Origin of the sequence: Duodenibacillus massiliensis, from assembly GCF_928721995.1 — a bacterium.
GTDB lineage: Bacteria > Pseudomonadota > Gammaproteobacteria > Burkholderiales > Burkholderiaceae_F > Duodenibacillus > Duodenibacillus massiliensis.
In genome coordinates this window covers 1254155-1277209 of sequence record NZ_OV788642.1, presented here as the reverse complement: position 1 = coordinate 1277209, position 23055 = coordinate 1254155, and the positions used below count along the sequence as shown (strand labels likewise).

Sequence of the window (23055 nt, the reverse complement as noted above, 5' to 3'; positions counted from 1 at the left end):
GTGTTCCGCGCGTGAGAGTTCCCGTGGGTTTCCAGGGCTTTTGCCCGAGCCCTTGCCCCACGATTTTATAGAGACTCAGCGGGAAATAGATCATAAAACGCAAGACGTCCGGCTAGAGACTCATCAACCGGCTTACGGTAGCCGGGGCGTCGTGAGAAAAGCTTCCGGATCGTCTTGGGCAAGCTGCCGCTCGCGGTTGGTGAGAAGCGACACACACGGGCGGGCGTCAGAAAGTGCGGCAAGCAGTGTGTGTTTCCCCGCTCCGTGCATCCCATTGATGAGGACGCCCTTGAATTGTCCCGAAGCGCGTTTGACGGCGGGCACCAGGGTACGGAGAAGATAAGCCGGATTGTGAGAAGTCTCTGCGGACATGGCAAATGAACCCAATCGGCTTCAGAAAGGCGGAAACACGGCGCCCGGTCAGAGGAGCGGCGACAGAAGATAACAGATTCCCTCAAGCAACCTGTCTTTCAGAGGCCTCTTGTGCCAGGTCACCGGATCGACTTCCGAGCACCGCGCTTCATAGCTTCTCAGCAACCGCACCAGATCCGCCACGAACTTGGGGTCAAACACAAGAAGCATCATCTCGAAATTGAGATGCAGGCTCCGGTTATCGAGGTTCACAGTTCCGAAGAGCGCAAAGTCGTCATCGACCGTAATGGCTTTGGTGTGCAGCAACCCCGCATTAAACCGCAGGATCTTGACGCCCGCCGCCATCAGGCCCTCAAAGTAGCGATGCGAAGCCCACTGCACAAACTGCGAGTCGTTTTTCGCGGGCAACAAGAGCCGCACATCCACACCCCGCCACGCTGCGTTTTGCAGCGCCACGGCCATCGCTTCATTGGGCACAAAGTAGGGCGTTGAAATGAGGACACTGCGGCGTGCGCAGTTAATCGCTTCGATGATCACGCGCATGTTGGCGTCATCGGGCGCCGTGGGCCCTGAGGGCACCACCACAATACGGGCATTGCCTTCCGGCGGCACCGCAGGCACCGGCAGAAACGAAAACTGCTGTCCGGCGTCATCGGGCTGCAGCGCCCAGTCAAAACTGAAGACGAGGTTGAGGTCCGCGACCGCAGCGCCGGTGATTCTGGCCATCGCGTCAATCCATTCGCCGACGTGCTCGTTTTGGTTGAAAAACGCCGGGTCGACCATGTTGAGACTTCCCGTGTAGCCCACGCGGTTGTCGATCACAATGGTCTTGCGGTGCAGCCGCAGATCGAGCCGGCCCTGCGTCGGCGCAAAAAAGCGCACAGGCAAAGCTGACAACACATGTACGCCCGCCGCCTGCAGGCGCTTGGGCCAGGCGGACTTAAAAAAGCTGTGTGAGCCGATGTCGTCCAGCAACACCTTACACGCCACACCGCGCCCGGCGGCCGCAATCAGCGATTCAGCCACGGCATCCGCAAGACCCCCGGCGCTCCAGATGTAAAACTCCATCGAAACGCTTGTTTTCGCCGCATCGATGTCAGAAATGATGCGCTTTAGGGCGGCGTCTGTGTCACCAATGAGTTCAATCGTGGATCCCCGGCTCATCGGAATGTCGCCCAACTTTTGCGCGAGCCTTACAAGGCCCTTGTGGCGCTGCCCCGCGGGGAGTTCTCCCACGTAGGCTGCGGGCTTTTGCGAAAGCACCGCTTCCCAGCGGTAAAGCGCCTGGCGCATCCGGAATTCCCGCCAGCGTCCGATGGGCTTTTCCCCGATGAGAAGATAGAGAATGAAGCCCACGTAGGGAAGCGCAAGCGTAAGCACAATCCACGCCAGGGAAGAGGCCGGCGGATGGCGCGTCAGAATCACCCGAAGTACCACGCCCAAGGTGAGTCCTGCCTGAATGACAACCGCAACCGTGCCCCAGAGGGTGACGGTGTTTAGGCTTGCAAGAAGCTCCGTCATACCGTTTTCTTCTGCGCCGCGGCTTCCGACTTGGCGGTGAGCTCTTCCCAACGGGCATACGCGGCTTCAATGAGCGCGGGCAGCGCGTCACTTCTCTGTTTATCCGCCTTTTGCTTTGCAACGTCCGTCTTAAAGTAGTCTGCTGCGCACATCGCGGTCATCAGGTCACTTTGTTCGGTTTCTAGCGCCTCAATTTTGGCGGGGAGCTCCTCGAGTTCCTTGGTTTCCTTAAAGCTCATCCGGATGCGCTGCGGGGGTGCGTTCTTCACGGGGCGCTCTGCCGGGGCTTTCACCTTTTCAGAGGGTTTCGCGGGCATTTCCACCGCGGGCCTCTGTTGCACCCAGTCCTCGTAACCCCCGATAAATTCCATCCAGCGGCCGTCGGGCGCGGGCCAATTGACGGGCGCCAAAACCTGCGTGACGACGTCGTCCAGAAAACGCCGGTCGTGGCTCACGAGAATAATCGTGCCTTTGTAATTTTCGAGTGTTTCTTCGAGCAGTTCGAGCGAATCGATGTCAAGGTCGTTGGTGGGTTCGTCAAGCACCAGAAGGTTTGCAGGAAGCGCAAAAAGGCGAGCCAACAGCAATCGGTTGCGCTCGCCTCCGGAGAGGTTACCCACAGGGACGTTTGCGCGCTGCGGCGAAAAGAGAAAGTCCGCGAGGTAACTCATGATGTGCTTGCGTTCGCCCGCGACTTCCACCCAGTCGCTTCCCGGGCTGATCGTTTCCGCAACGGTCTTTGTGTCGTCCAGCTGTTCGCGCAGCTGATCGAAGTAGGCAATCTGCAGGTTGCTGCCGAGCTTCACGGTTCCGCTGTCAGGCGCAAGTTTCCCCAAAAGGAGTTTGATAAGCGTTGATTTTCCCGCGCCGTTGTGGCCCAAGAGCCCGAGCTTGTCACCTCTCATCAGCTTGAAGTTAAGACCCTTCACAATGGTGCGGTTGCCGAACGCTTTCGTGAGGTCTGTGACTTCCGCAACGACTTTGCCGCTTTTTTCACCGGCGTCAATCGTGAGATTGATGCTCCCGATCCGTTCACGGCGTGCGGCACGCTGGCGTCGCAGTTCTTCGAGGCGCTTCACACGGCCTTCGTTACGCGTCCTGCGGGCTTCAATCCCTTTGCGGATCCACACCTCTTCCTGGGCGTGGAATTTGTCAAAGCGGGCGCGCTCCAGAGCTTCCGCGGCAAGCTCTTCTTCCTTGCGGGCCTCGTAGGCGGCAAAGTTTCCCGGGTAGGATCTGAGAACCCCGCGGTCCAACTCAATGATGCGCGTGACGGTGTCGTCCAAAAACGCGCGGTCGTGGGTGATCACCATCAGAGACCGCGAATTTTTAAATTCACCCGTCAGAATCGATTCAAGCGTGAGAATCGTTTCGACGTCCAGGTGGTTTGTGGGTTCGTCAAGTAAGAGCAGATCAGGCTTAAGGCTTAACGCGAGTGCTAAAGCCGCGCGCTTTTTTTCGCCCCCGGAGGCCTTTTGGGGATCGGCGTCGCCGGGAAGCGAGAGCTTTTCAAGATACTCATCAAGCCGCGCGTACGCGGTCCACTTTTCCCGGTCGTCGGCAATCGCGTCCAGTCCCCCGCGGGCAATGAGGCTTTCGCGGAAGGTGGGGGCAGCAGGCAACGCTGGTTCCTGTTCAACGTACACCGCGCGCAGGCTGTCCTGCATACGAAGCTCCCCTGCGTCTAGCTTTTCTTTTTTGGCAATGACCTGCAGAAGCGAGCTTTTCCCGGTGCCGTTGCGGCCGATGAGGCCCACGCGCTCTCCGGCTTCAAGGCTCATGGCGGCGTGATCCAAAAGCGCCGCATCACCCCAGGCGAGCTGGGCATCCATCAGTGAAAAAATCGACATGACGCGTCTTCATGAGAAACTGTTGTGCGCACTATAACAGCGAAAAATGAGCATTTTTCGGATTCTTCGGGCATATGTGTGGGTAGTTAGTCCCCCCCCCCCCGATTTTGGGCAACGAGAGCCTGTTAACAAATACGGAGAGAGCCCCCGGTAGTCGCGTAGCGAAATATCGCGGATCAGGCCGTGTTGCACATTCTCCGTTTGGAGTGTTTCTACCGGGAAACCCACAAAATTGAGATGAATATGGGGATGGCTAAATTCCCGTCACAGGCCAGCATTGAATCTTTCGATTTCTCTTGTTCTCAGCTCGATAAATCGGAGATCTTGTCCTTGGCTAAGTGTGATTGGATCGCCTCGCACGAGAACGTGCTTTTTTACGGCCAGCCCGGGCTTGGGAAAACCCATCTGGCCATAGCTCTTGGGAAAAAAGCCATCGTCGACAAAGCTTACAGCGTGAAATTTATCAGCGCAAATGACCTGATGGCCGAGCTCGAGCAGGCGCGGCAACAAAAGGCCGTGGACGACTACCTGAGACTGATCAACCGCGCCGATCTCATCATCGAGGATGAGTTTGGTTATCCGCTGATGGAAAATCACCCCAGCTACGCTGCCCTGTTTTATGCCTTCATTTCCTCTCGCTACGAAAAAAAGAGCACCATCATCACAACCAACCGCTCAGTCACTGACTGGCCCAGGTATTTGGGCAATGACAAAGATTGCTGCGGCGCAATTCTTGACCGCTTCTTGCACCACTCAATACGCGTATGTTCTAAGGGCCAAAGTTACCGGCAGAGGCATATGAGGCAAGAGCGATTGTCCGCCAATCCTGACAAAGCCACATTTGCCAAGAAAATGACAACTGAATAGCGAATTTGCCGCCGCCTCGGCTGTGGCCGGTGCGGCGGCCTGCCCACGCTCAAGAGCGTTAATTTCTGACGCGCCACAGCGTTAGTTTTTACTGCACCTGCTGTGTCTCTTTTTATCAGACAGACGGCATCATTTTTTAACGCACTTCTGTATCTGCTATTAACGCACTTTTGCATCATTTTTAAGCGCACGTGCGTATCAGCTTTTAACGCCCGTTTACCGTCAGAACTGACACAGTTAACGCACCAACTGTGTCAATTCCTCACGCTCCATAACAGGTGTCCCTCAGAACAGAGTGATGCCTTCGTTTTTTGAATCTTTCGGGGGGGGGGGCCGGACGGATTCAGTTTGAAAACCGAGAATTTGTTGTAGAAAAACAACAAAATTTAAAAATATTCGCTGAAAACACCAGTTTTTTATAAGGGAATACCCCCCCCCAGTAGACAAACGGAAAATTCTTATTCTGCAGGTGTACCGCCTCGATAGGCGGGGATGTACCGGTCGCATGACGGGTGCAGAAAAAACGAAAATTTTCGGAGTTTTGTAAATGAACAAGTCTTTTAAGGTCGTCTTCTCCAAGGCGCGTTCCGCGCTGATGGTCGTCAATGAAGCGACTTCTTCCATTCAGGCCAAGGGCACAAAGACAGTGATCGCTGCAGCCGCTGCTGCAATGATCGCGGGCGGTGCTGTGGCTGCTCAGCCGGCAAAAGGTGTTGATAATAATGTTTACATCGGCACCGGTGTCACTCACTCTCTGGTTGGTGTGACCACAACATCCAAGGGTAACCAGATCTGGGATACCGCCACCAGTGCGTGGATAACGGCACAGCAAAACGCAGAGCTTGTTGCCGCGAGCAAAGTGATTCTTGATGGAACGCTCAATGTAGGCGTTAAGCTTGCGGAAGGTTCTACTGGAGGAGACGTCGGAGCAACACTTGGTATTGCCTCTTTAAAGAGCACAGGTGTTGTGAATGTTACGGCTGGTAATGCGGCCTCAAGTGCCGCCGCAACCGCAAAAATCACCACAACAGGGAATGCTGATCTTATCGGCGGCCAACTCAACTTCTTGGCAAATCCGAATGCCACTACTAAGGCAGCCGCAGCTTCTGCTGAGGGTAGCACTCAGGCTAAAACTTATGGTGCTCTGAGCCTGGAATCGACCGGTGACGTGACTCTTGGTCAGGCCGCCACTACCGACCAGGCGGCTTCGGTTCTTGCTGTGAAGGTAGACAAGGATATTTCCGCCACCATTAAGGGTGCCAATGTCAACGTGACCAATGCCACGTTTGCTAACGAAGGTGCCCTGACTATTCAGGCTACAGGTCAAACCAACCCGAAGGTTACGTTTGCTTCTGACTACACCCAGGGGACCGGCAACAGTGGCAAGCTGGACGTTATTGGTGCTTCCGAATTCACAGGTAATGTGAAATTTGACTCCGTGATGGTTGGTGCTGCTCGTACCACGGCTGATGCTGCAAACAATGTTGTTTCGGAGTCGGTTCTGCTTAACGGCAATGTGACCGTTAACGGCACTGCTAAGAAAGCCGCTTCTTTCGCTACTGGCAAGCTCAACATCAAGAGCGGTACGTTCACTGTGGGCGGCTATGCAACAGCTGACCTCGGCGAAGTCGCTGTTAGTGGTGCGGGCACGAGTCTCGCTGTTAATGCTTCCGGTGCTGCCACTGCCTCCAAGATGACGGTTTCTCAGGGCACGCTGACTGTTGACGGTGATCTCACTGTTAACAAGGCGGCTGATACGCCGGCTGTTGCAGCTGCAACGGATCCTGTATATGACCTGACCATCGGTACGGCTGGCAATACCGTCTCCGGCAGCTTAACGGCTGGTAGTGTCCTGATTGGTACGGCAACTGATGCTGCTCTGACCGTTTCCGGTACGATGCAGGCTGATTCCGTGACGGTGCAGGGCTATGCCGGTGATGCCACGCTGACAGTTTCCGGGGATAAGTCCAGCGTGACGATCGGTGCTCTCAACCTTAACAAGAGCGGTAATGTTTCTGTCGTTGACTCGGGTGCTGTTGTTGTGACGGGTGATACCGTTTTTGCCAAGGACAGCACCGGCCACTTCTCTGTCAGCGGTACTGATGCGAAGGTTACCCTGCAGAATGTTTCTTTTGCCAAGGAAGCAACGGGCAAAGTCAATGTGCAGGATGGTTCCGTCACGATTGACGGCACACTGACTGCAAACTCCGGTTCTCTGACGATTGCTGGTGCTACGGCAGCTGCGACGGTCAACGGCAAGGTTGTTGCTGCGGGCTCGACTAAGACCGGACTCGTTGAACTGACGCAGGGTACGCTGACATTGGGTAGCACTGCTGATATTGGGACCGAAACTGGTGCAGTGAAGCTGACAGCAGGCAAACTCGAAGCAGCCTCTGCTTTGTTACTTGCAAATCAGGATTCGACGGTTACTGATGAGGCTGCTAAGAAAAAACTGCTCAACAAGGCTTTGGGGCTGTCTACACAGAATACGAGCTTGTCGATCACGGTGACGGATGAGAAGCTGTCCTCTGATCAGATCGTTGATCTGCAGACGCGTATCAATGAGAAGGCTTCCGGTGCGGCCTTTGCTGTGACGGCCATTACCGATAGCACGGGTAAGGAATACACGGAACTGTTCCTGCGTGACGATAAGGCAACATCTCCGTCGTTCAACATTTCCACGCTGGCCGGTGATGTTCATCTGAAGAATATTGACGCCAAGGTCAATACAGATAAGTCGACGACGCTGGCTTCTGCCCTGACGGTTGGTGGTGCGGCTGGTTTTGCGCATAATCTCGGTGTTCAGTCGTTGATTTTCGAAACAACGGCTCCGTCTACCGGTGCCACGAATGCCAATGTGACGGTTGATGGCAAGATGCTGACCCTTTACGGCTCTTTGACGGATACCGCTAAGGAACTGATCCAGGCCTATGAATACACGGATACAACCACCAAGAAGGTTGTTCCGACGGCTGTTACGGTTCAAAACGGTGGTAAGTTCGTGTTGGGCGATGACACTGCCGGTGCAGCACAGCGTTACGGTAACCTCAACGCCAAAGTGACCTTGACCAGTGGTTCGATGACTGTTAATAACGGTGTTTTCACTGTCAAGTCCCTGAAGACGACAGCACAGGGTTCCGCCACTGTGGCAGAAAATGCCAATCTGACGCTGAAGTCCCTGGCTGGTGAAGGTGGTGTTGTGACCGTTGACGGTAACGGTGTATTGACGGTTGAAAGTCTTGCCACCGGCGCTCAGGCTGGTGTCACGCTTACCGGCTCTCATGTTGACGACAAGCACACCAAGGCTAAGGTTGCCAAGTACTTCCGCCTGGCTGAAGCTACGAGCAAGACTGATGCCGCGACAACACTCGGCACGGTGACTCGCACCGCTGGCACTGCCACGCAGCTGGTTGTGGGTACGACTGACGACTCTGTCCTCACGAAGTTCATGGCAGACAACCAGTACACCTACGACTACGTTGATCACACCGCTGATCCTTTCAGCGATATTAAACATGTCGACTCGGCGACTCTGATTGCCACGAACGTGAATGTAGCAGCTGGTACGGCGGCAATGACCGGGTTGACAGTCTTTGACATGGGTTCCATCGTTGTTGAAAAGGATCAGCTTGGCAACAACAAGGCAATTGTCCGCGGCGGTACTGTCTCCGGCGAAATCGGCCTCGCGAATGTTTCCGGCAAGTCTCTGACGTGGGACGCCAAGACCGGTATCGGTTCTCTGGCTCTGTTTACGGAAGGTAACGAGGAGAACAGACTGACTGTCGGCGACGCTATGCTCGATGGTAAGGTTGTTAACGGCACGGCTCAGGTGAAGGTCCAGAACGCCGAAGAAGTCATGCCCGGCTTCTTCCTCAACAAGGACATGCAGCGCATCTACGATGAGCATCTCTTTGATGCCGCTTCGTCGGACGCTCAGATCGCCATGCTCACCCAGTTCTCGCAGGCCGTTAACGGCATGACGAGCCTCGGTGAAATCAAGGCGGCTTCTCAGGCTCTGGAAGAAGGTTCGAACTCCGCGGTACTGGGCGGTGCGTACAACGCAGCGCTTGACGCCGGCGAACAGTTCAATAAGGCCCTCGACCGCCGCATGACGGTTGCAAACGGCCTTAACCGTGCCGAAGGCTTCACCCTCTGGGCTGATGTCATCGGTACGTCGAACCAGGCCAAGAAGCTCTACGGTAACTCCGGCTATGACCTCGACCTCTACGGCGGTGTCCTGGGCGGCGACTACACGTTTGCTCAGTATGACGCCACGCTCGGTGCGGCTCTTACGGTCGGTACCGGTTCCGGCGGCTCCAAGGGTACGGCCACCTCGATTGACAACGACGTTGACTTCGTGGGCTTCTCTGTCTACGGCAACAAGCGCTGCCCGATCGTGAACTCCAAGTTCGACCTCGGCTACATGCAGACCAAGAGCGACATCTCTGCGGCCAACAGCATGGGCAACTGGAGTAGCGACGTTAAGGCCAAGGCCTTCACGTTCGGCTTCGGTGTGGAACTGCCGACCACGGTGGGTATCGTCAACGTGACGCCGCACGCCGGCATCCGTTACACGCGCCTTGATGTGGAAGGCCGTGACGGTCTCTTCGGTACGGACGACGATAAGTTGAACGTCTTCCAGGCTCCCTTGGGTGTGACCTTCTCGGGTGCCTTCGAGACGAGCGGCTGGAACCTCGCCCCGACGTTTGACCTCTCTGTGGTGCCCGCCTTCGGCGACAAGGATGCTACGACGAAGTACAACGGTCTGACGACCGAAGTCATCACCCGCGTTGTTGACAGCTCGCCTGTGCAGGCAACCCTGGGCCTTTCTGCTCAGAAGGACGCCTTCACGTTCGGCATCAACTACACGCTCGGTGCCGGCAGCGACGAACGTCAGAACCACTCGTTCAACGCCAACGTCCGCTACACGTTCTAACCGAGAGGTTTGAACGTCAGACCTTCCGGCCGGTTTCTGCGGGAACGAGATTCGGCCGGAAGAGCACCGGTTAGGAGAGGGGAGAAATTCTGACTCACCATGAGGCGGATTCGTCTCCCGTCTCCCGACGGTGCATGAGCAATACAAAGCGGTTTCCTTCACGGAAATCCCCGGTTTTGCTTGAGCCGGTTGATTCGGTCTCCGAGACTTAGAGACCGGATATCAAAACTCCATGTCAGGCAAGTTTCAAACCCCGTTTCCCGGATCGGAAGCGGGGTCTTTTTTAACCGATTTCTTTCTCCGGCATACGGCCATGAGGACAAAAGAAGAAGCAGAGCACAGAAAAGCCACGGAACGAAAACCGGGGTGCGCGAGTGAAGAAAAGCGCCGCTGGGCAGTGGATCTTTTTGAGCACGGTTACGGTTACACGAAGGCCGCCGCGATTCTGGAACTGGCGCCTTACACGGTCCGCGACTGGGCGAGAGCATGGCGCGCAGGGCGTTTTACGGTGGAGATTCCCGCCAACCAGAAGCAGCACCCGAAATACATCCGCCTGCGTGTGCTCACGTTGCGCGCGAAGGGGCTTTCCTGGCGCAAGATTGAGGAAAAGACGGGCGTCAATATGTCCACCTGCCGTAAGTGGGTGGCTAAGCAGAGTATCGAAGCAGAAGAGAAGATGGAATCCTGACGGTCCAGGGGTTGAAAACTTTTTGTGGTCCGTTTGCGATGTTCCTTTGTTCTGCCCGGTTTTTCTCTTTCTGCCGGTTGTTTGTTCGACAGCAGGCTGTTGCCATCATACAAATCTGTCGGGAAAGACACTCCCGCCGCTAGTGGCGCCGGTCCCGGTCGTGCTGACGAAAGTGCTGTGCCGTTAACAGAGCCGACTGCGCCGCTGTCACTGATGAATCGTTTCGTTGTAAGCGTGCGTTGTGCCGCCTTGGGCGTTAAGTGTTTCTCTCTGAAAGATGGCTGTGCCGGTCAGCGTGTGCAGCGAGCCGGAGAGCGGAGGGCACCGTGCTGGTTTCATGATTGCGCACAGATCGGCGTTGTGACAGCTTCTTTTCGGAATTTTTTCGGGTGAGTGGTACATGTCACAGAGAAGATCTGTTACCCCGTGTTCTGAGCACCCGTAAAAATTCTTTTTTCCGAAAATCTGAGGTGAAAATCATCCGAATTGTTGCTGAAAAACAACAGAAACAAAAAATTTCGCTCAAAACTGCTGAAAAATATAAGGGAATACCCCCCCCCAGTAGACAAGCGAAGGAATTCTTATTCTGCGGGTGTACCGCCTCGATAGGCGGGGGTGCGCGGGGCACACAAAGCGCCGTGCAGAAAAACGAAAATTTTCGGAGTTTTGTTAAATGAAAAGTCTTTTAAGGTCGTCTTCTCCAAGGCGCGTTCTGCGCTGATGGTCGTCAATGAAGCGACTTCTTCCATTCAGGCCAAGGGCACAAAGACGGTGATTGCTGCAGCAGCGGCTGCTGCAATGCTCGCCGGCGGTGCGATGGCTGCGACCACCAGCAATGGTGAGTTGATTTCGCCCAATATGACGATGACTACGCCGACTGGCACAACGGAAGCAACCCATGCTGCACTGCAGGTGCGTCCTTCTTCGACGGAAACAATCGTTTTTAACAATCTCAGCTACGGCACAAAAGCTAAGGTCGAAGGCGTGACGATTTCTTATGAATCGCAGCCTGCGGTGGGAACTCAGGAACAGAAGCCGAATCTCTTCAGCATCATTGGCGGAACGATCTCGGGTTTTGATGTTAAGAAGTTGTCTGTTGCTGCTGACGACAACGCAAAGAAGGGTGAAGGCGGCTCTGTTTTTGAGGCAAAGGCTTCTCCTGACAGCACCCACAGCGCGGTAGGGGATAATCTGAACATTTTGATTGACGGTGTGACGTTCGCTGACAACCACGCTGCCGCCCGCGGTGGTGTTGGTTTTATTTCCGGTGTGGCAGATTTCAAGATTCAGAACTCCATTCATACCGGCAATAAGGTTGATGCTGACGGTGGTGTCTACCAGATCGGTAACCAGTCGACTGGCACCATCACTGGCAGCACCTTCTCCGGCAACAGCGCCGAAAAGAGTGGTGGTGCCCTTCGTGTAAGTAAGTCCACGGTTACCATTGACAAGTCTGTTTTCGACGGTAATACGGCGAAGGTTGCCGGCGGTGCCATCACAGTTGATAACGATCCCACACTCACGGTCAAGAACAGTGTGTTCACGAACAACGTGGTTGGGGAAGGCAAGACCGGTCACGGTGGTGCTGTTTATGTGAGCGGTAAAAATCCTGTTACTACCGTTGATGCTTCCGAATTTACCGGCAACAAAGCGGGCCACGGCGGCGCTTTCTACATTCAAGGTCAGACGGCAACCTTCAAAGATACCGTCTTCACGAATAATGAAGCGTATGAATACGGTGGTGCACTGCGTGTGAACACCGGTAACGTCACGTTTAATGTGACGAAGGGTGACGTTGCCTACACCGGCAACAAGGCCGGCACTGCAACTGATTCTGTTGCTGGTCAGCGTTACAACGGCAAGACGGGCGGCTTCCTCTATCTGCAGTCTGCTACGAGTGCATCCGGTACGGCTACGTTTGATGTGGCCGACGGCGCAACGCTCACGATCGGTAAGGACGCAACGGCTGACAGCATTGCTTCTTACTCCAAGACGGGTGCCGTTTCCACGATTACCAAGACCGGTGCCGGTGACTTGGTTGTCAACGGTGATATGAGCGCCTTTGTGGGCAATCTCACGGTTTCCTCCGGCTCGATGACGATTGCCGGCGGTATCGGTGAGTATGACCTGGCTGTTCAGGAAGCGGTGAATAACCTCGTGAAGGATGGTAATGCGCCCTCCGACTCCGGTGTTGCTACGACTGTTATCGTTGCGGATCAGGCCGCTCTGACAGTTGGAAATCTGACTGTTACCAAGGCTCTGGCGGTCAATGCCAATGGTGACTTTACGGCCGGGAACATCACTGTTGCCAAGACAACCTACAAGGATCTCAAAGTCAGTACCGGTGAAGAGGCTTTTGCCAATGGCTTCAGTACTTCTGGTGCTGCGACCATTACTGTTGCCAAGACCGCAAAGGCCGGTGACATCACGGTTGATGCCGGTACGTTTGAAAAGCTTGGTGCCGGTTCTCTGACTGCTGGCAATGCCGCTGTTAATTCCGGCACGATGACTGTCTCTTCCGGTTCTCTGTCTGTGAAGGACATCAGCGTTGGTACTTCCGGTACGGCTACGGTCGCTGCCGGTACAAAACTTGAAGTCACAGGCACGATCACGGGCGAAAAGCAGAAGCTGGGTGTTACCGGCACTCTCGCTACGACGCTTGGCAATGTGGTTGACTATGCGGACGGAAAAGCTACGACCAAGCAGAATGCCGTTGTTAAGTTCGAGCAAAATTCCTCCTTTGAGGTTACGGACGAGGGCCTGCAGTACACGACAACTCAGTGGAACAGCATCAAGACGGCCGCCGGTTCTACAAACCTCAAGATTGCTAACGGTACGCTCGTTGCAGCAGATGCAAAGACGCCTCTGACGCTGGCCGATGTGGATGCTGTTCAGGGGTATGCCGGTGCTGCTGAGGTTGTTGAAAAGGCAAGCGGAACGGGATACACCTACACTGGTGCGAAGGCAATGACCATCGGCAAGCTGACGGTTAACGCCAAGGATGCCAATACCAAGCTCACCAACGTGACGCTTAATGGTACGGAACAGAATAAGTTCACACTTCGCGGTAACGCCAAGGGTGAAGTCCTTGCAGTTCCGTCGGACGTCAAGACTATCGATATCAGCCATGTCCGCTTTGGTGAAAAGGCTGCTGACCATGGTGTTGTGACGAATGCCCTGAAAGTTACGACGGATGCTGGTGTTGATGCCGGTTCCTTTGACTTCAAGGGTGACGTCGAACTCAATGGTGCCTTTAGTGTTGCGAAGAATGCAACGGCTCGCTTCCTCGGCGATGTGAAGGATGCAGCTACTACCCGCGCCGTTCTGACGAAGGGTATCAATAACGAAGGCACCACTGTTGTCGGTACTGTTCCTGCGGCTGACGCAACGGACAAGACCCTGCAGGTAAATGCTTCCACTCAGACGCTCAACGGTGGTCTGACAGTTTTCGGTGCGAAGCATGAGGCCGCTGCCCTGCAGTACAAGGCAGCTGCCGCTAACAACAACGTGATTTACGTCGGCGAACAGACGACTCTGAATAAGAGCCAGCAGTTCGGTACTACGGCTACTAACGGCAAGAACGTTGTTGCCATCGACCTTGCTTCTGTGGCTGCTAACGGTTACACCGCTAAGAGCGGCGCTATTCTGAAGACCGCAGATGCAACAGTTACTGTTGCTGCTGACCAGTCTACGTACTCTGTTGATCTTCTGAACCTCAACAGCAAGGTTCTCACGATTGCTGAAACCGGTGCAACTCTCAATCTCGGCACGGCTTTTGCTGAGGGTACTGCAGTTAAGCTCGGCAATGCCTTCTACAACGACGGCACAGTTGCAACTGACGGCACGTTCGCTGTCGTGACGGATGAAGAAGCTGTTCTCGAAGTTGAAACCTCTGGTCTGCACACGGCCGGCGCTGTTGTTCAGGCTGTTCGTTCCTACGAAAAGCCGACCAACGGAATCGCTGCCATCGTGTACAACAACTGGGAAGCCTGGGATCAGGAATACAAGAAGTCTTTCTTTGAACAGGCTAAGGCGGCTGGTTTGCTTAACGATCATGTGACACTTGAAGAGTTCGACCCCGAGACATCCTTTGCTGCCGGTAAGCAGGCTGCATTCCTGCAGCTCGGTGAGCAGATCGGTAATGCTCAGTGGACGGCGATCACCAACGCTGAACATGCTGCCACCAATATGGCAGTTCTCGGCGGCGCCTTCACGACGACCCTTGACGTGAACGACCAGGTGACGGCAGTTCTCAACCGCCGTATGAGCCTCGCAAACCTCAACGTTTCCCGTAACGAAACCGGTGTGACCCCCTGGGTTGATGTCTTCGGCACGATGAATGAAGGTAAGCGCCTCTTCGGTAACGGCATGGGCTACGAAGCCGACATCTACGGTGCGGTCCTCGGCTTTGACTACACCGCCACCTGCGGCAGCATCCTCGGCCTTGCGATCAACGTCGGTACGTCCGACGGCAACTCCACCGGCAACGGCCAGAAGGTTGACAACGACCAGGACTTCTACGGTGTGTCTGCCTACGCTTCCCGTCAGTTCGGCAGCTTCAACACGAAGCTCGACCTGGGTTACCTCGTCACGAAGAACGATCTGAAGACCGCTTCCTCCTACTTCGGCGCTACGAGCGAGAAGTTGGATGCCAAGGTCTTCACGGTTGGTCTCGGTGCTGAGTTCCTGGCGTCCGCCGGTGCCGTCAACGTTGTGCCGCACGCCGGCATCCGTCTGACGACGATCGACATGGACGAAAGCAACTACGGTGCTGACTACGACAAGATGACGGTCTATCAGCTGCCGTTGGGCGTCACGTTCTCCGGCTCGTTTGACGCGGCTGGCTGGCAGGTTGCTCCGCAGTTTGACCTCTCTGTTGTTCCGACCTTCGGTGACAAGGACGCTGTCGCGACCTACGCCGGCAATGTCAAGGACACGACCCGTGTTGTTGACACCAACCCGGTTCAGGCCACGCTCGGCGTGTCTGCTCAGAACGGTGCGTGGACCTTCGGTCTTAACTACGGTCTCACGGCCGGCGGCGACGACCGCATGAACAACTCGCTCAATGCGAACGTCCGCTACACGTTCTAACCGCAAGGTTTGAATGGCAGGACTTCCGGCCGTCTTCTGCGGGAAACAGAGTCGGCCGGAAGAGCACCGAAGGGGAGAGGGGAAAAAGGGATAACCATCCAGGTGAGATCCTCAATTCCCTTTTCCAGCTGGTGCGATAAGCAGTACGAAGTGGTTTCCTTAACGGAAATCCCCGGTTTTGCTTGAGCCGGTTGATCCGGACTCCGAGACTTAGAGTCCGGGCATCAAAACTCCATGTCAGGCAAATTTCAAACCCCGTTTCCCGTCGGAAGCGGGGTCTTTTTCCTTTAGCGTTCTGAAGAAAAAGGCAATGACAACGCAGACAGTTTCTCAATCTGCCCGTCCGGTGAGAATCCGGCCGGACTTTGCGCCGGACATGAAACGCCGTCACGCGGCGGAATTGTTTGCGCACGGCCTGGGTTACCAGAAAACCGCTGAGATTCTGGGTTTGTCGCCTTATACCGTCCGGGACTGGGCGAGAGCCTATAAGGCCGGGCGATTCGGCACGGTTCTTGCCGCCAATCAGATGCGCTACAGCGAGGAAGAGCGCGAAAAGGTGCTCGCATTGAGGGCGCAGGGTCTATCCTGGCGTGCTATTGCTGAGCAGACCGGTGTGAAAATGGCTACCTGCCGCAAGTGGGTGATGGCCGCTCAGAACCCCAAGACCGAATAGTCGAGGATGTAAGGTTTTTTGTGTCCAGGCGACAATAGCGCTCCCGTAGGGCGCGAAAGGAATCACCGTGGCACACCGTACACCCAAAATAAACGACACCGTAAAATTTACCGACCAGCAGCAGGCCATTCTGAACGATGCCGCAGAGCAACTGATGGAAGCCGGCGGCTTAACGGCCTTAACGCAGGCTCATTTCAACGAAGCGATGAAGATCGTAGTCCAACGCTTCATCAACGCCGCCCTGCAAGGGGAACTGAAGCACCATTTGACACAGGAAGACGAAAATCTCAATCGGCCGCGCTGGACACCGCAACGTGCACCCTCGGGGCGGTTGCTCCTGCTGTCTGCTTTTCAACAACGCGGGAGAGCAGTTGCTTGGCCTCTTCTGACAGAAACGCCGAAGCTCTCGCTTCAAAGGTCGTAAGAAGCGGGAGAAGGGCCGCTTGCGCCCTCGCGGCCGGCTCTTCAAAACCGTCCTGTGCTCCTTTTTTGACGAGATGCGCAAGTTCAATCAGTTCCTTGTCAAACCGGCGGCAGCCCTCAACGGCCGCAAAAAACCGGTGCATGATTAAAGCACGCACCGGTTCGTGACGGGTGAAAGAAGCCCGGAAAGGGCTTTAAGGCCCGGTTATTCCGGAAGTGCCTGGGTTGTGAGATCAAGCGCTTCAGCGGGCGTTTCACTTTCGGGGGCGGTTCCGTTCGTCACGTCCCCCGTTTCAGGAACGAGAGCCGGTGCGTCACCGGGTTTTCTCACCGGTGCGGACTCGGCCTGGCGCTTTAACCTTGAGCCGTGGGTGACGACCTGGAAGGCGATGAGTTCGTCGGCAGGCATCACGTTAATGGCACCCCCCGTGATCATCGCGGTCTGTCCTCGGCGGTGCACAACCGGGGAATGCTCGAGGTCATAGGTGAGCCTCCCCGTGAGCCCGTCAATCGTTTCGCGGATGCTGCCCTTGGCCATCGTAAGAGCGACAGTCAGGGCATCGGACCCCAAGGCAAAGAGCCGGCGCTCGAGCATCGTTTTGGGCGCCACGGTCTTATATTTTTCTTCAAAGGCCGCGGGGTCAAAGGTAAGGACAAAGGGACTGTCCACAAGTCCCACCTGACGGAGGTCATAGGTGAGGGCCTTGGCGTCTGCGTCATGCGCGGCGTCGCCGGGGTTCACCGCGGACGTCGCCCAAAGGCGCGAGCGCATCGGAAGGCGCGAGCGCACCAAAGAGGCCGTAGGCGACTCAAGCGCTAAGAAAATCGCGTGGTACGGGGGTTCAGCCAAGGCGGCGCGCGCACGCAACGCGGCTTCTTCGCGCCTGAGCCTGATCTGCTGCTGGCGCCACCCCTGGGGGTCGGCTTCCTGGTCAATCAATTCCTCTTCGGGCATTGTCTCATCGCGTTCAACCACGAGCTGGAAGAACTGGTTGACTCTCCGGTAGGCATCAAGGTCCACGGTGAGACGGTCCGGCGCAAAGCCCGCAAGCGTCAAAGACTTTTCAAAAGCCTGCGAGATGCGCTTTTCCAGGGGGCTGTTGCCGTCAATAAGTAACACTTTGGGACGCTTACCCGATTCGGTCAGGCGCGGCAGGGCCTTTAAGCCCAGTTCGGTGACATACAGGGCATCTTCTTCCATCGAGAGCCCCAGCATTAAAAACTGGTGCGGAAAGACCTTGGGCTCGTAGCGCACCGACGGGGGCGGGAGGTCTTCGGCGGCGGTAAAGCCGGGGACCGAGATCTTCGCGGCAATGCTGCCGGTACCAAGGAGATCGACTTCCTGAGAGGGTTCTTCGGCCGCAGTGCTTCCCACCACTTCTGTGGTGTCGGCGACATTGAGTTCCCGCTGCGCTTCGTCGGCTAAAAGCGCTGCTTCACGCGCGAGCTGCTGCTCCTTAAGTTCTTCCGGCGTCAAGGGCACTTCCTTATCGATTTCGATCTGGTTCAGTGTCACGATCGGAAGCGGCAGGTAATTGAGTTTGGCCAAAGTTTCCACCGCCGTGCGGTCAATGGGGCCGATCGCGGCAACCGCGCCGGCTTCAGCCGCCTTTTGCGCCTGCTTTACGATGTTTCCTGAGGCGTCCGGGTGCACCAGAAGAATTTCAGCCGGTTTTTCCGCCGCATAATTCGATGCGACAATACCGTTTAAGGCGGACTGTGTGACGCCCGAGAAGACTGAGTCTTTCGAGGGCAGCAGCACCGCGATTTTGACGGGGGGCTCGGCGGGGGCGGTATTGGCATCCGTGTTCGGTGCGGCACCGGCTGTGGCGCCTTCGGACACCGGGGGCGTTGCGGCGGTTGCGTGAGCGGCGGGGGCAACCTCAGACGTCACGGGCGCCTGCGGTGCGGAGGGCAGCGCAGGGGCGATCTCTGAGGCAGCGGTCGCCACCTGAGGCGTCATTGCAGGTGCGGCAGCCGGGACCGGCGTCTGAGCCGAGGCCGTGAGCGCCGTCAGAGCGGCACAAAAACCAACAAAAAAGGAATGTTTCAGCGTCATGACGTCTGAAAATTTGGAAAACGTTAATTCAGCGGGACCGGAAGGGATTGCGTCCGTGCCGGAACTTTTTTCCGGTACGGCACTGGTGCGCGCCTCCGGGGTGGATGAACAGCTTTTCCCGAAAGCAGCGCTTTACATTGTAGGGCTTCCGATCGGTAATGCCGCAGATATTACCGTACGCGCCTTATGGATTCTTAGCGTCGCGGACGCCGTTGCCTGCGAGGACACCCGGGAAACACGTAAGCTTCTGGAGCGCTACGGGATCCGCGCACGAACAATCAGCGTGCACGAGCACAATGAAGCGAAGGCGAGCGAAACCCTTATCCGGGAGTTGGAGAAGGGCGCCCGGATTGCCCTGGTGACGGATGCCGGCACCCCGGCGGTGAGTGACCCCGGCGCCAAGGCCGTGGCGGCTGTGCGGGAAGCGGGTTTCCGCGTCATTCCGGTGCCGGGGTGCTCGGCCGTCATTACCGCACTGAGTGCGGCGGGGCTTAACGCTTACCGATTTACCTTTGCCGGCTTTGTGGCGCCGCAGGCCAAACAGCGCCATGCAGACCTTGCGGTGCTGTGCGGCCGGGGTGAAGCGTTTGTCCTTTACGAGGCGCCGCACCGGGTGAAGGAGTTGCTCACTGACCTCGCCACTCTTTTAGAGCCTGAGCGCACCGTTGTGGTGGGGCGTGAGGTTACCAAGCGCTTTGAAACGTTTGAGCGGGTGAAGGCTTCGGAGATCCCCGCGTGGCTTACGACGCACGAAGCGCGCGGCGAATACGTGATCTGCGTGGATGAGGCGGAAAGGCGTGATGCGGTCCTCACGGATGATGTGATGAAGTGGGTGAGAGCGGCGGCCGCAGAACTGCCTTTGAGCCGCGCTGCAGCGCTTGCGGCCAAGGTTTCGGGGGTGAAGCGCGATCTCATCTATAAGGCGCTTTTGGCGGAGAGCGGGAAGGCGGAGAAGTGAAGGACAGCCAGCGCAAACTCATTCTGACGCTTGACAACAATCCGGCGGCGGACTGTGACGGCATTGTCTGCCTGAATGCGCTTGACTGGCTTATGGGCCGGTAACGTCCGGGCAGATTGGCCTTGGTGCGGCCTCAGTGGTGGTGTCCGCAGGCACACTGCCCGGTGCTGTGCGCGGGTTTCTGCGTTTTTGTGAGACAGTCACTGCAAAGGCCCTGAATCACCGTGTCCTGCAGGTCAAGCGCCACACCGTGCTCGCCGGACAAATGCGCGGAAAGCGCCTCAGCCATCCGGGCAATTTCGCTGCAGTGCAGGTGAAAAAGTTTCCCGCAGCCCTTGCAGCGCACGTGAAATTCTGCCTGCGCCGGGTTTTCCAGATACTCAAAGACAGCGGGCGACGTTCTGTCCGGAACAAAGCGGCGCACGGTGCCTTCGGAAGCGAGTTTTTCGAGCGCCCGGTAGATCGTGGTAACCCCGACGGGGCTTCCCTTTTTCGTGAGATCCGCCGCGATGTCAGCCACCGACAGATACTGTCCGGCATGCGCTTTGAGACATTCAAGCACCAGCGAGCGCTGGCGCGTGGCATAACCCGGCGTGCGCGGCATAAAGCCCCCTTCAATTGAAACTGAAAATGATTGTAAGTCATCGTGCAGGCGCCGGAAAACGGTCTATGATTTCAGAAATTGAAAATCATTTTCGTATTTAGGGAGGTACGAAACAATGCAGCGTCGTGTTTTGGCGGCATCAATTGCGGCCGTGGCGGTGGCGCCCGGCGTTTTTGCGGCACCGGCTGCCGGCGGAAAGTTGCGCGTGGCGGTTTCTTTTAATGCGCTCAAGGAGTTTGTTGAAGCTGTGGGCGGTGACAAAGTCTCGGTCTCGGGGCTCATTCCGGCCGACACCGAGCCGCACGGCTTTACGCCCACGATTGCCACGATGGGGCGGCTTAAGGCAAGCGACCTTTTTGTCGTAAACGGCCTCGGGATGGAACCGTGGGCTGAGAAAACGGCCTCGGCTGCGGCACCGGGCCTGAAGGTTGTGACCGCAAGCCGTGGTTTTACGCCGATTAAGCTCACCGATCCCGGCGAAATCCGCGAGCACGGGGATACGGATCCCCATGTGTGGTTAAGTCTATCGGGCGCCGTTTACGAGGCGGATGCGATCCGTAAGGCGCTTTCAGCGCTGCGGCCCGCGGACGCTCCTTACTTTAATGCGCGGTTTGCCGCCTTTAAAAAGCCTCTTGAGGCCCTTGCCGCGACTTACGCCGCGCGCTTTAAGAGCGCAAAGCGCCGGGTGTTTGTGACAAGCCATGCGGCCTTTGCCTATCTGTGCCGGGATTTCGGGCTTACGCAGTTAAGTGTTGAAGACACTTTTGCCGAGGGCGAACCCACGATCCGGAAACTTGCGGACCTTGCCAAACTCTGCCGCCGGGAAGGTGTGAAGACGATCTTTACCGAGGAAATGGTGAGTCCCGCCGTGGCGCGGACTTTGGCCAAGGAAGCCGGCGCCAAAGTGAAGGTGATCTACACGATGGAGACGGCTGAAGGCGGCAAAACCTATGCTGAGCGCATGAAGGCCAATCTTGAGGCAATTGCGCTGGCGTTAAACGAATAGGGCCGCACTTTTTAAAGCTGATGCCGGTCGTTGCGGGGCTTTTGACGAGACCTATAGAAGAAAAGCGGGTTTTAATAGAAATCGAACTTGTTGCAAAATGGAACAAGTTCGATCCGGGCCTGAATGAGTCAGGTCTGAGACGGCCGTAAGCCGCTTTTACCGCGGGCGTACCCGCAAAAAAGCCGCAGCCTTTTTTTTGGACAGCGGCTTACTTTTAAGTGCCTTTAAAGCTAGGTTGGCGACGGCCGCAAAGGCGCTATGACATCAAATGGTTGTTCCCAGGTACCGGTCTAAGACACTCACAGGAGTAGCCACTCTATATGGGCTCTGTAAATGCGTAACAGAATTGCGGTACCGTTACGAAAAATCCTCGCTGTACCGAGGTTTTTTACTCGAAAATTCTTCGTTACACTGAGGAATTTTATACAGTGGCTAATAGATCAGACGACTTTTTTTATTGGTACCGGGCTCTTGGTCCATTGAAATAAGGACAGAAAAAAGGCACATCCGGAGACGTGCCTTTCACCGCGTTTTTTCCGGGGCTCTTCTCAGAGGTCCTTGGCGCGCGGCTTTTCCCCGCGCCCGGCGACCGCCTTATCAAAGACGGCATTGGGAAGCAAACGCAGGATTTTGCTCAGCACCCCCATCTGCCACGGAATCGTGCGGTAGGAGACGTGCGCGTCAATGGCTTTGACGGCACGGCGCGCAAACTCATCGGCTTCGAGTAAAAACGGCATCTTGTACGGGTTTTTGGCCGTAAGAGGGGTCTTTACAAACCCCGGAGAGATCGTTGTCACATCAATCCCGTAGGGGCGCACGTCGTTACGCAGGCTCTCAAGGTAGCTGATGACGGCGGCTTTGCTTGAGCAATAGGCTTCGCTTCCGGGAAGCCCCCGGATACCGGCTACCGACCCCGTTCCCACAAAGTGCCCGCGGCCTCTGCGGCGCATGGGATCAATAAAGGCGTGGAAGGTACAGGCCATCGCAAAGACGTTGGTGCGGTAGATTCTCTCGAGCACGTCGAGATCTTCGTAGTACTCGGTTTTAACGCCGATCGAAATCCCGGCGTTCGCAATCACCGTGTCCGTGGGGCCGTGGGCTTCAAAGTCCGCGGCCGCGTCAATCAATGCCTTGCGGTCGGTGACGTCAAGCGCGTAGAGGCGGTGCTCTCCCGCGGGCAGGGCGGCGAGAACACTCTCGAGCTTCTCTTCACTTCGGCCCACCAGGCCCACGGTGTCGCCTCTGGCGGCAAAGATCTTGGCCATTTCCGCGCCGATGCCGCTTGAGGCCCCTGTGATAAAGATTCGCATGACGTCACACTGTCCGGTGAGAATTAAGCCTTTTTCGCGAGATCCACGAGGAACTTGATCGTTTCAATCGTGGCGCGGCGCGTGCCGGTGAGGTGAGGCGCCGTGAGCCAGCGGCCCGCCACACCCACGCTCGGGGTGGAATCCACGCCGTAACTCTGCCAGGTCGAAAAGGCCGTACGGGACTTGGCAACCACGGAGAAGGACTTCACGGCACCGGTGAAGTCGCTCTCAGAAATACCGTTCTTGGTAAACCACTTCGTGACGTCGGCGTTCATGCCTTCGACGTCCTTCCAGTCGTGCTCTTCCTTGATGACCCATTCCCAAAACGGCATATGAAGCGCGTCAAACTTACCTAAAGCTTCGAGAGCAAAGTACGTGCGCGGAAAGATCTCGTACTGCGCGTTCCAGGCAACGGGCACAGGAATCACCTTAACCGACCCATCCTTGGGAAGGCTCTTGATGTACTCATCCATCATGGGCGCAAACGCGAGGCAGTGCGGGCACGTGTAGGCAAAGAAGTCATGAATGATGACGGGCTTGGCGGCAACGGGCACCGCGGGGCGCACGACAAGGTAGTCTTTGCCCGCTACGGGCGCGGCATTCGCGGTCAACGATACGGGAAGGCTGAGAGCGCCAGCGGCCCCCAAAAGCACTCTGCGTGAAATCATGTTGGTTTCGTCCCTGTAAAAGTTGTTTT

Annotated in this window: 14 protein-coding genes and 1 pseudogene; 8 read left to right on the top strand and 7 right to left on the bottom strand. The window is 56.3% G+C overall.

Annotation, left to right across the window (positions count from 1 at the left end; translation table 11 throughout):
- Nucleotides 1-132 precede the first annotated feature (132 nt).
- From NXF97_RS05795 to NXF97_RS05785, 3 genes are read right to left on the bottom strand one after another with little or no spacing between them, the layout of a single operon-like run.
- The gene (locus NXF97_RS05795) at nucleotides 133-372 is read right to left on the bottom strand and encodes a hypothetical protein (protein ID WP_022373767.1); all 240 of its coding nucleotides are present in this window, start codon (nucleotides 370-372) and stop codon (nucleotides 133-135) included.
- A gap of 48 nt (nucleotides 373-420) precedes the next feature.
- Nucleotides 421-1893: a cardiolipin synthase gene (cls, locus tag NXF97_RS05790; protein WP_274955446.1), complete on the bottom strand. Its 1473-nt coding sequence runs from the start codon at nucleotides 1891-1893 to the stop codon at nucleotides 421-423.
- On the bottom strand, nucleotides 1890-3743 hold the full coding sequence (locus NXF97_RS05785) for an ATP-binding cassette domain-containing protein (RefSeq protein ID WP_274955445.1): 1854 nt from the start codon (nucleotides 3741-3743) through the stop codon (nucleotides 1890-1892). The genes cls and NXF97_RS05785 overlap by 4 nt, the downstream gene beginning before the upstream one ends.
- A 183-nt stretch (nucleotides 3744-3926) precedes the next feature.
- Between NXF97_RS05785 and istB the strand changes: the two genes are divergently transcribed.
- The 6 genes and pseudogenes from istB to NXF97_RS05755 all read left to right on the top strand — a co-directional run.
- Nucleotides 3927-4610 carry an IS21-like element helper ATPase IstB gene (istB, locus tag NXF97_RS05780; protein ID WP_274955444.1) on the top strand — a complete coding sequence of 228 codons (684 nt, stop codon included), beginning with the start codon at nucleotides 3927-3929 and terminating at the stop codon, nucleotides 4608-4610.
- Between the two features lie 547 nt (nucleotides 4611-5157).
- Nucleotides 5158-9546: an autotransporter domain-containing protein gene (locus tag NXF97_RS05775; RefSeq protein ID WP_274955443.1), complete on the top strand. Its 4389-nt coding sequence runs from the start codon at nucleotides 5158-5160 to the stop codon at nucleotides 9544-9546.
- Between the two features lie 313 nt (nucleotides 9547-9859).
- Nucleotides 9860-10234: a hypothetical protein gene (locus tag NXF97_RS05770; RefSeq protein ID WP_274955442.1), complete on the top strand. Its 375-nt coding sequence runs from the start codon at nucleotides 9860-9862 to the stop codon at nucleotides 10232-10234.
- Nucleotides 10235-10954: 720 nt separating this feature from the next.
- On the top strand, nucleotides 10955-15325 hold the full coding sequence (locus NXF97_RS05765; RefSeq protein WP_338031943.1) for an autotransporter domain-containing protein: 4371 nt from the start codon (nucleotides 10955-10957) through the stop codon (nucleotides 15323-15325).
- Nucleotides 15326-15635: 310 nt separating this feature from the next.
- Nucleotides 15636-15998 carry a helix-turn-helix domain-containing protein gene (locus tag NXF97_RS05760; RefSeq protein WP_074009614.1) on the top strand — a complete coding sequence of 121 codons (363 nt, stop codon included), beginning with the start codon at nucleotides 15636-15638 and terminating at the stop codon, nucleotides 15996-15998.
- Between the two features lie 88 nt (nucleotides 15999-16086).
- A pseudogene (locus tag NXF97_RS05755) lies at nucleotides 16087-16329 on the top strand (IS256 family transposase); the annotation flags it as partial.
- Between the two features lie 297 nt (nucleotides 16330-16626).
- Here NXF97_RS05755 and NXF97_RS05750 read toward each other — a convergent pair.
- Nucleotides 16627-18480: a hypothetical protein gene (locus NXF97_RS05750; RefSeq protein ID WP_274955439.1), complete on the bottom strand. Its 1854-nt coding sequence runs from the start codon at nucleotides 18478-18480 to the stop codon at nucleotides 16627-16629.
- Here NXF97_RS05750 and rsmI point away from each other — a divergent pair.
- Nucleotides 18479-19438 carry a 16S rRNA (cytidine(1402)-2'-O)-methyltransferase gene (gene rsmI / locus NXF97_RS05745; protein WP_274955438.1) on the top strand — a complete coding sequence of 320 codons (960 nt, stop codon included), beginning with the start codon at nucleotides 18479-18481 and terminating at the stop codon, nucleotides 19436-19438. The two genes, NXF97_RS05750 and rsmI, sit on opposite strands and share 2 nt — an antisense overlap.
- Nucleotides 19439-19571: 133 nt before the next feature.
- Here rsmI and NXF97_RS05740 read toward each other — a convergent pair whose 3' ends face one another.
- Nucleotides 19572-20042 carry a Fur family transcriptional regulator gene (locus NXF97_RS05740; protein ID WP_022372428.1) on the bottom strand — a complete coding sequence of 157 codons (471 nt, stop codon included), beginning with the start codon at nucleotides 20040-20042 and terminating at the stop codon, nucleotides 19572-19574.
- 115 nt (nucleotides 20043-20157) lie between these two features.
- Between NXF97_RS05740 and NXF97_RS05735 the strand changes: the two genes are divergently transcribed.
- Nucleotides 20158-21048 carry a metal ABC transporter solute-binding protein, Zn/Mn family gene (locus NXF97_RS05735; RefSeq protein WP_274955437.1) on the top strand — a complete coding sequence of 297 codons (891 nt, stop codon included), beginning with the start codon at nucleotides 20158-20160 and terminating at the stop codon, nucleotides 21046-21048.
- A 548-nt stretch (nucleotides 21049-21596) separates the two neighbouring features.
- Here NXF97_RS05735 and NXF97_RS05730 read toward each other — a convergent pair.
- Nucleotides 21597-22358: an SDR family oxidoreductase gene (locus tag NXF97_RS05730; protein WP_022372430.1), complete on the bottom strand. Its 762-nt coding sequence runs from the start codon at nucleotides 22356-22358 to the stop codon at nucleotides 21597-21599.
- 23 nt (nucleotides 22359-22381) lie between these two features.
- On the bottom strand, nucleotides 22382-23026 hold the full coding sequence (locus NXF97_RS05725) for a thiol:disulfide interchange protein DsbA/DsbL (protein WP_274955436.1): 645 nt from the start codon (nucleotides 23024-23026) through the stop codon (nucleotides 22382-22384).
- Nucleotides 23027-23055: the final 29 nt, after the last annotated feature.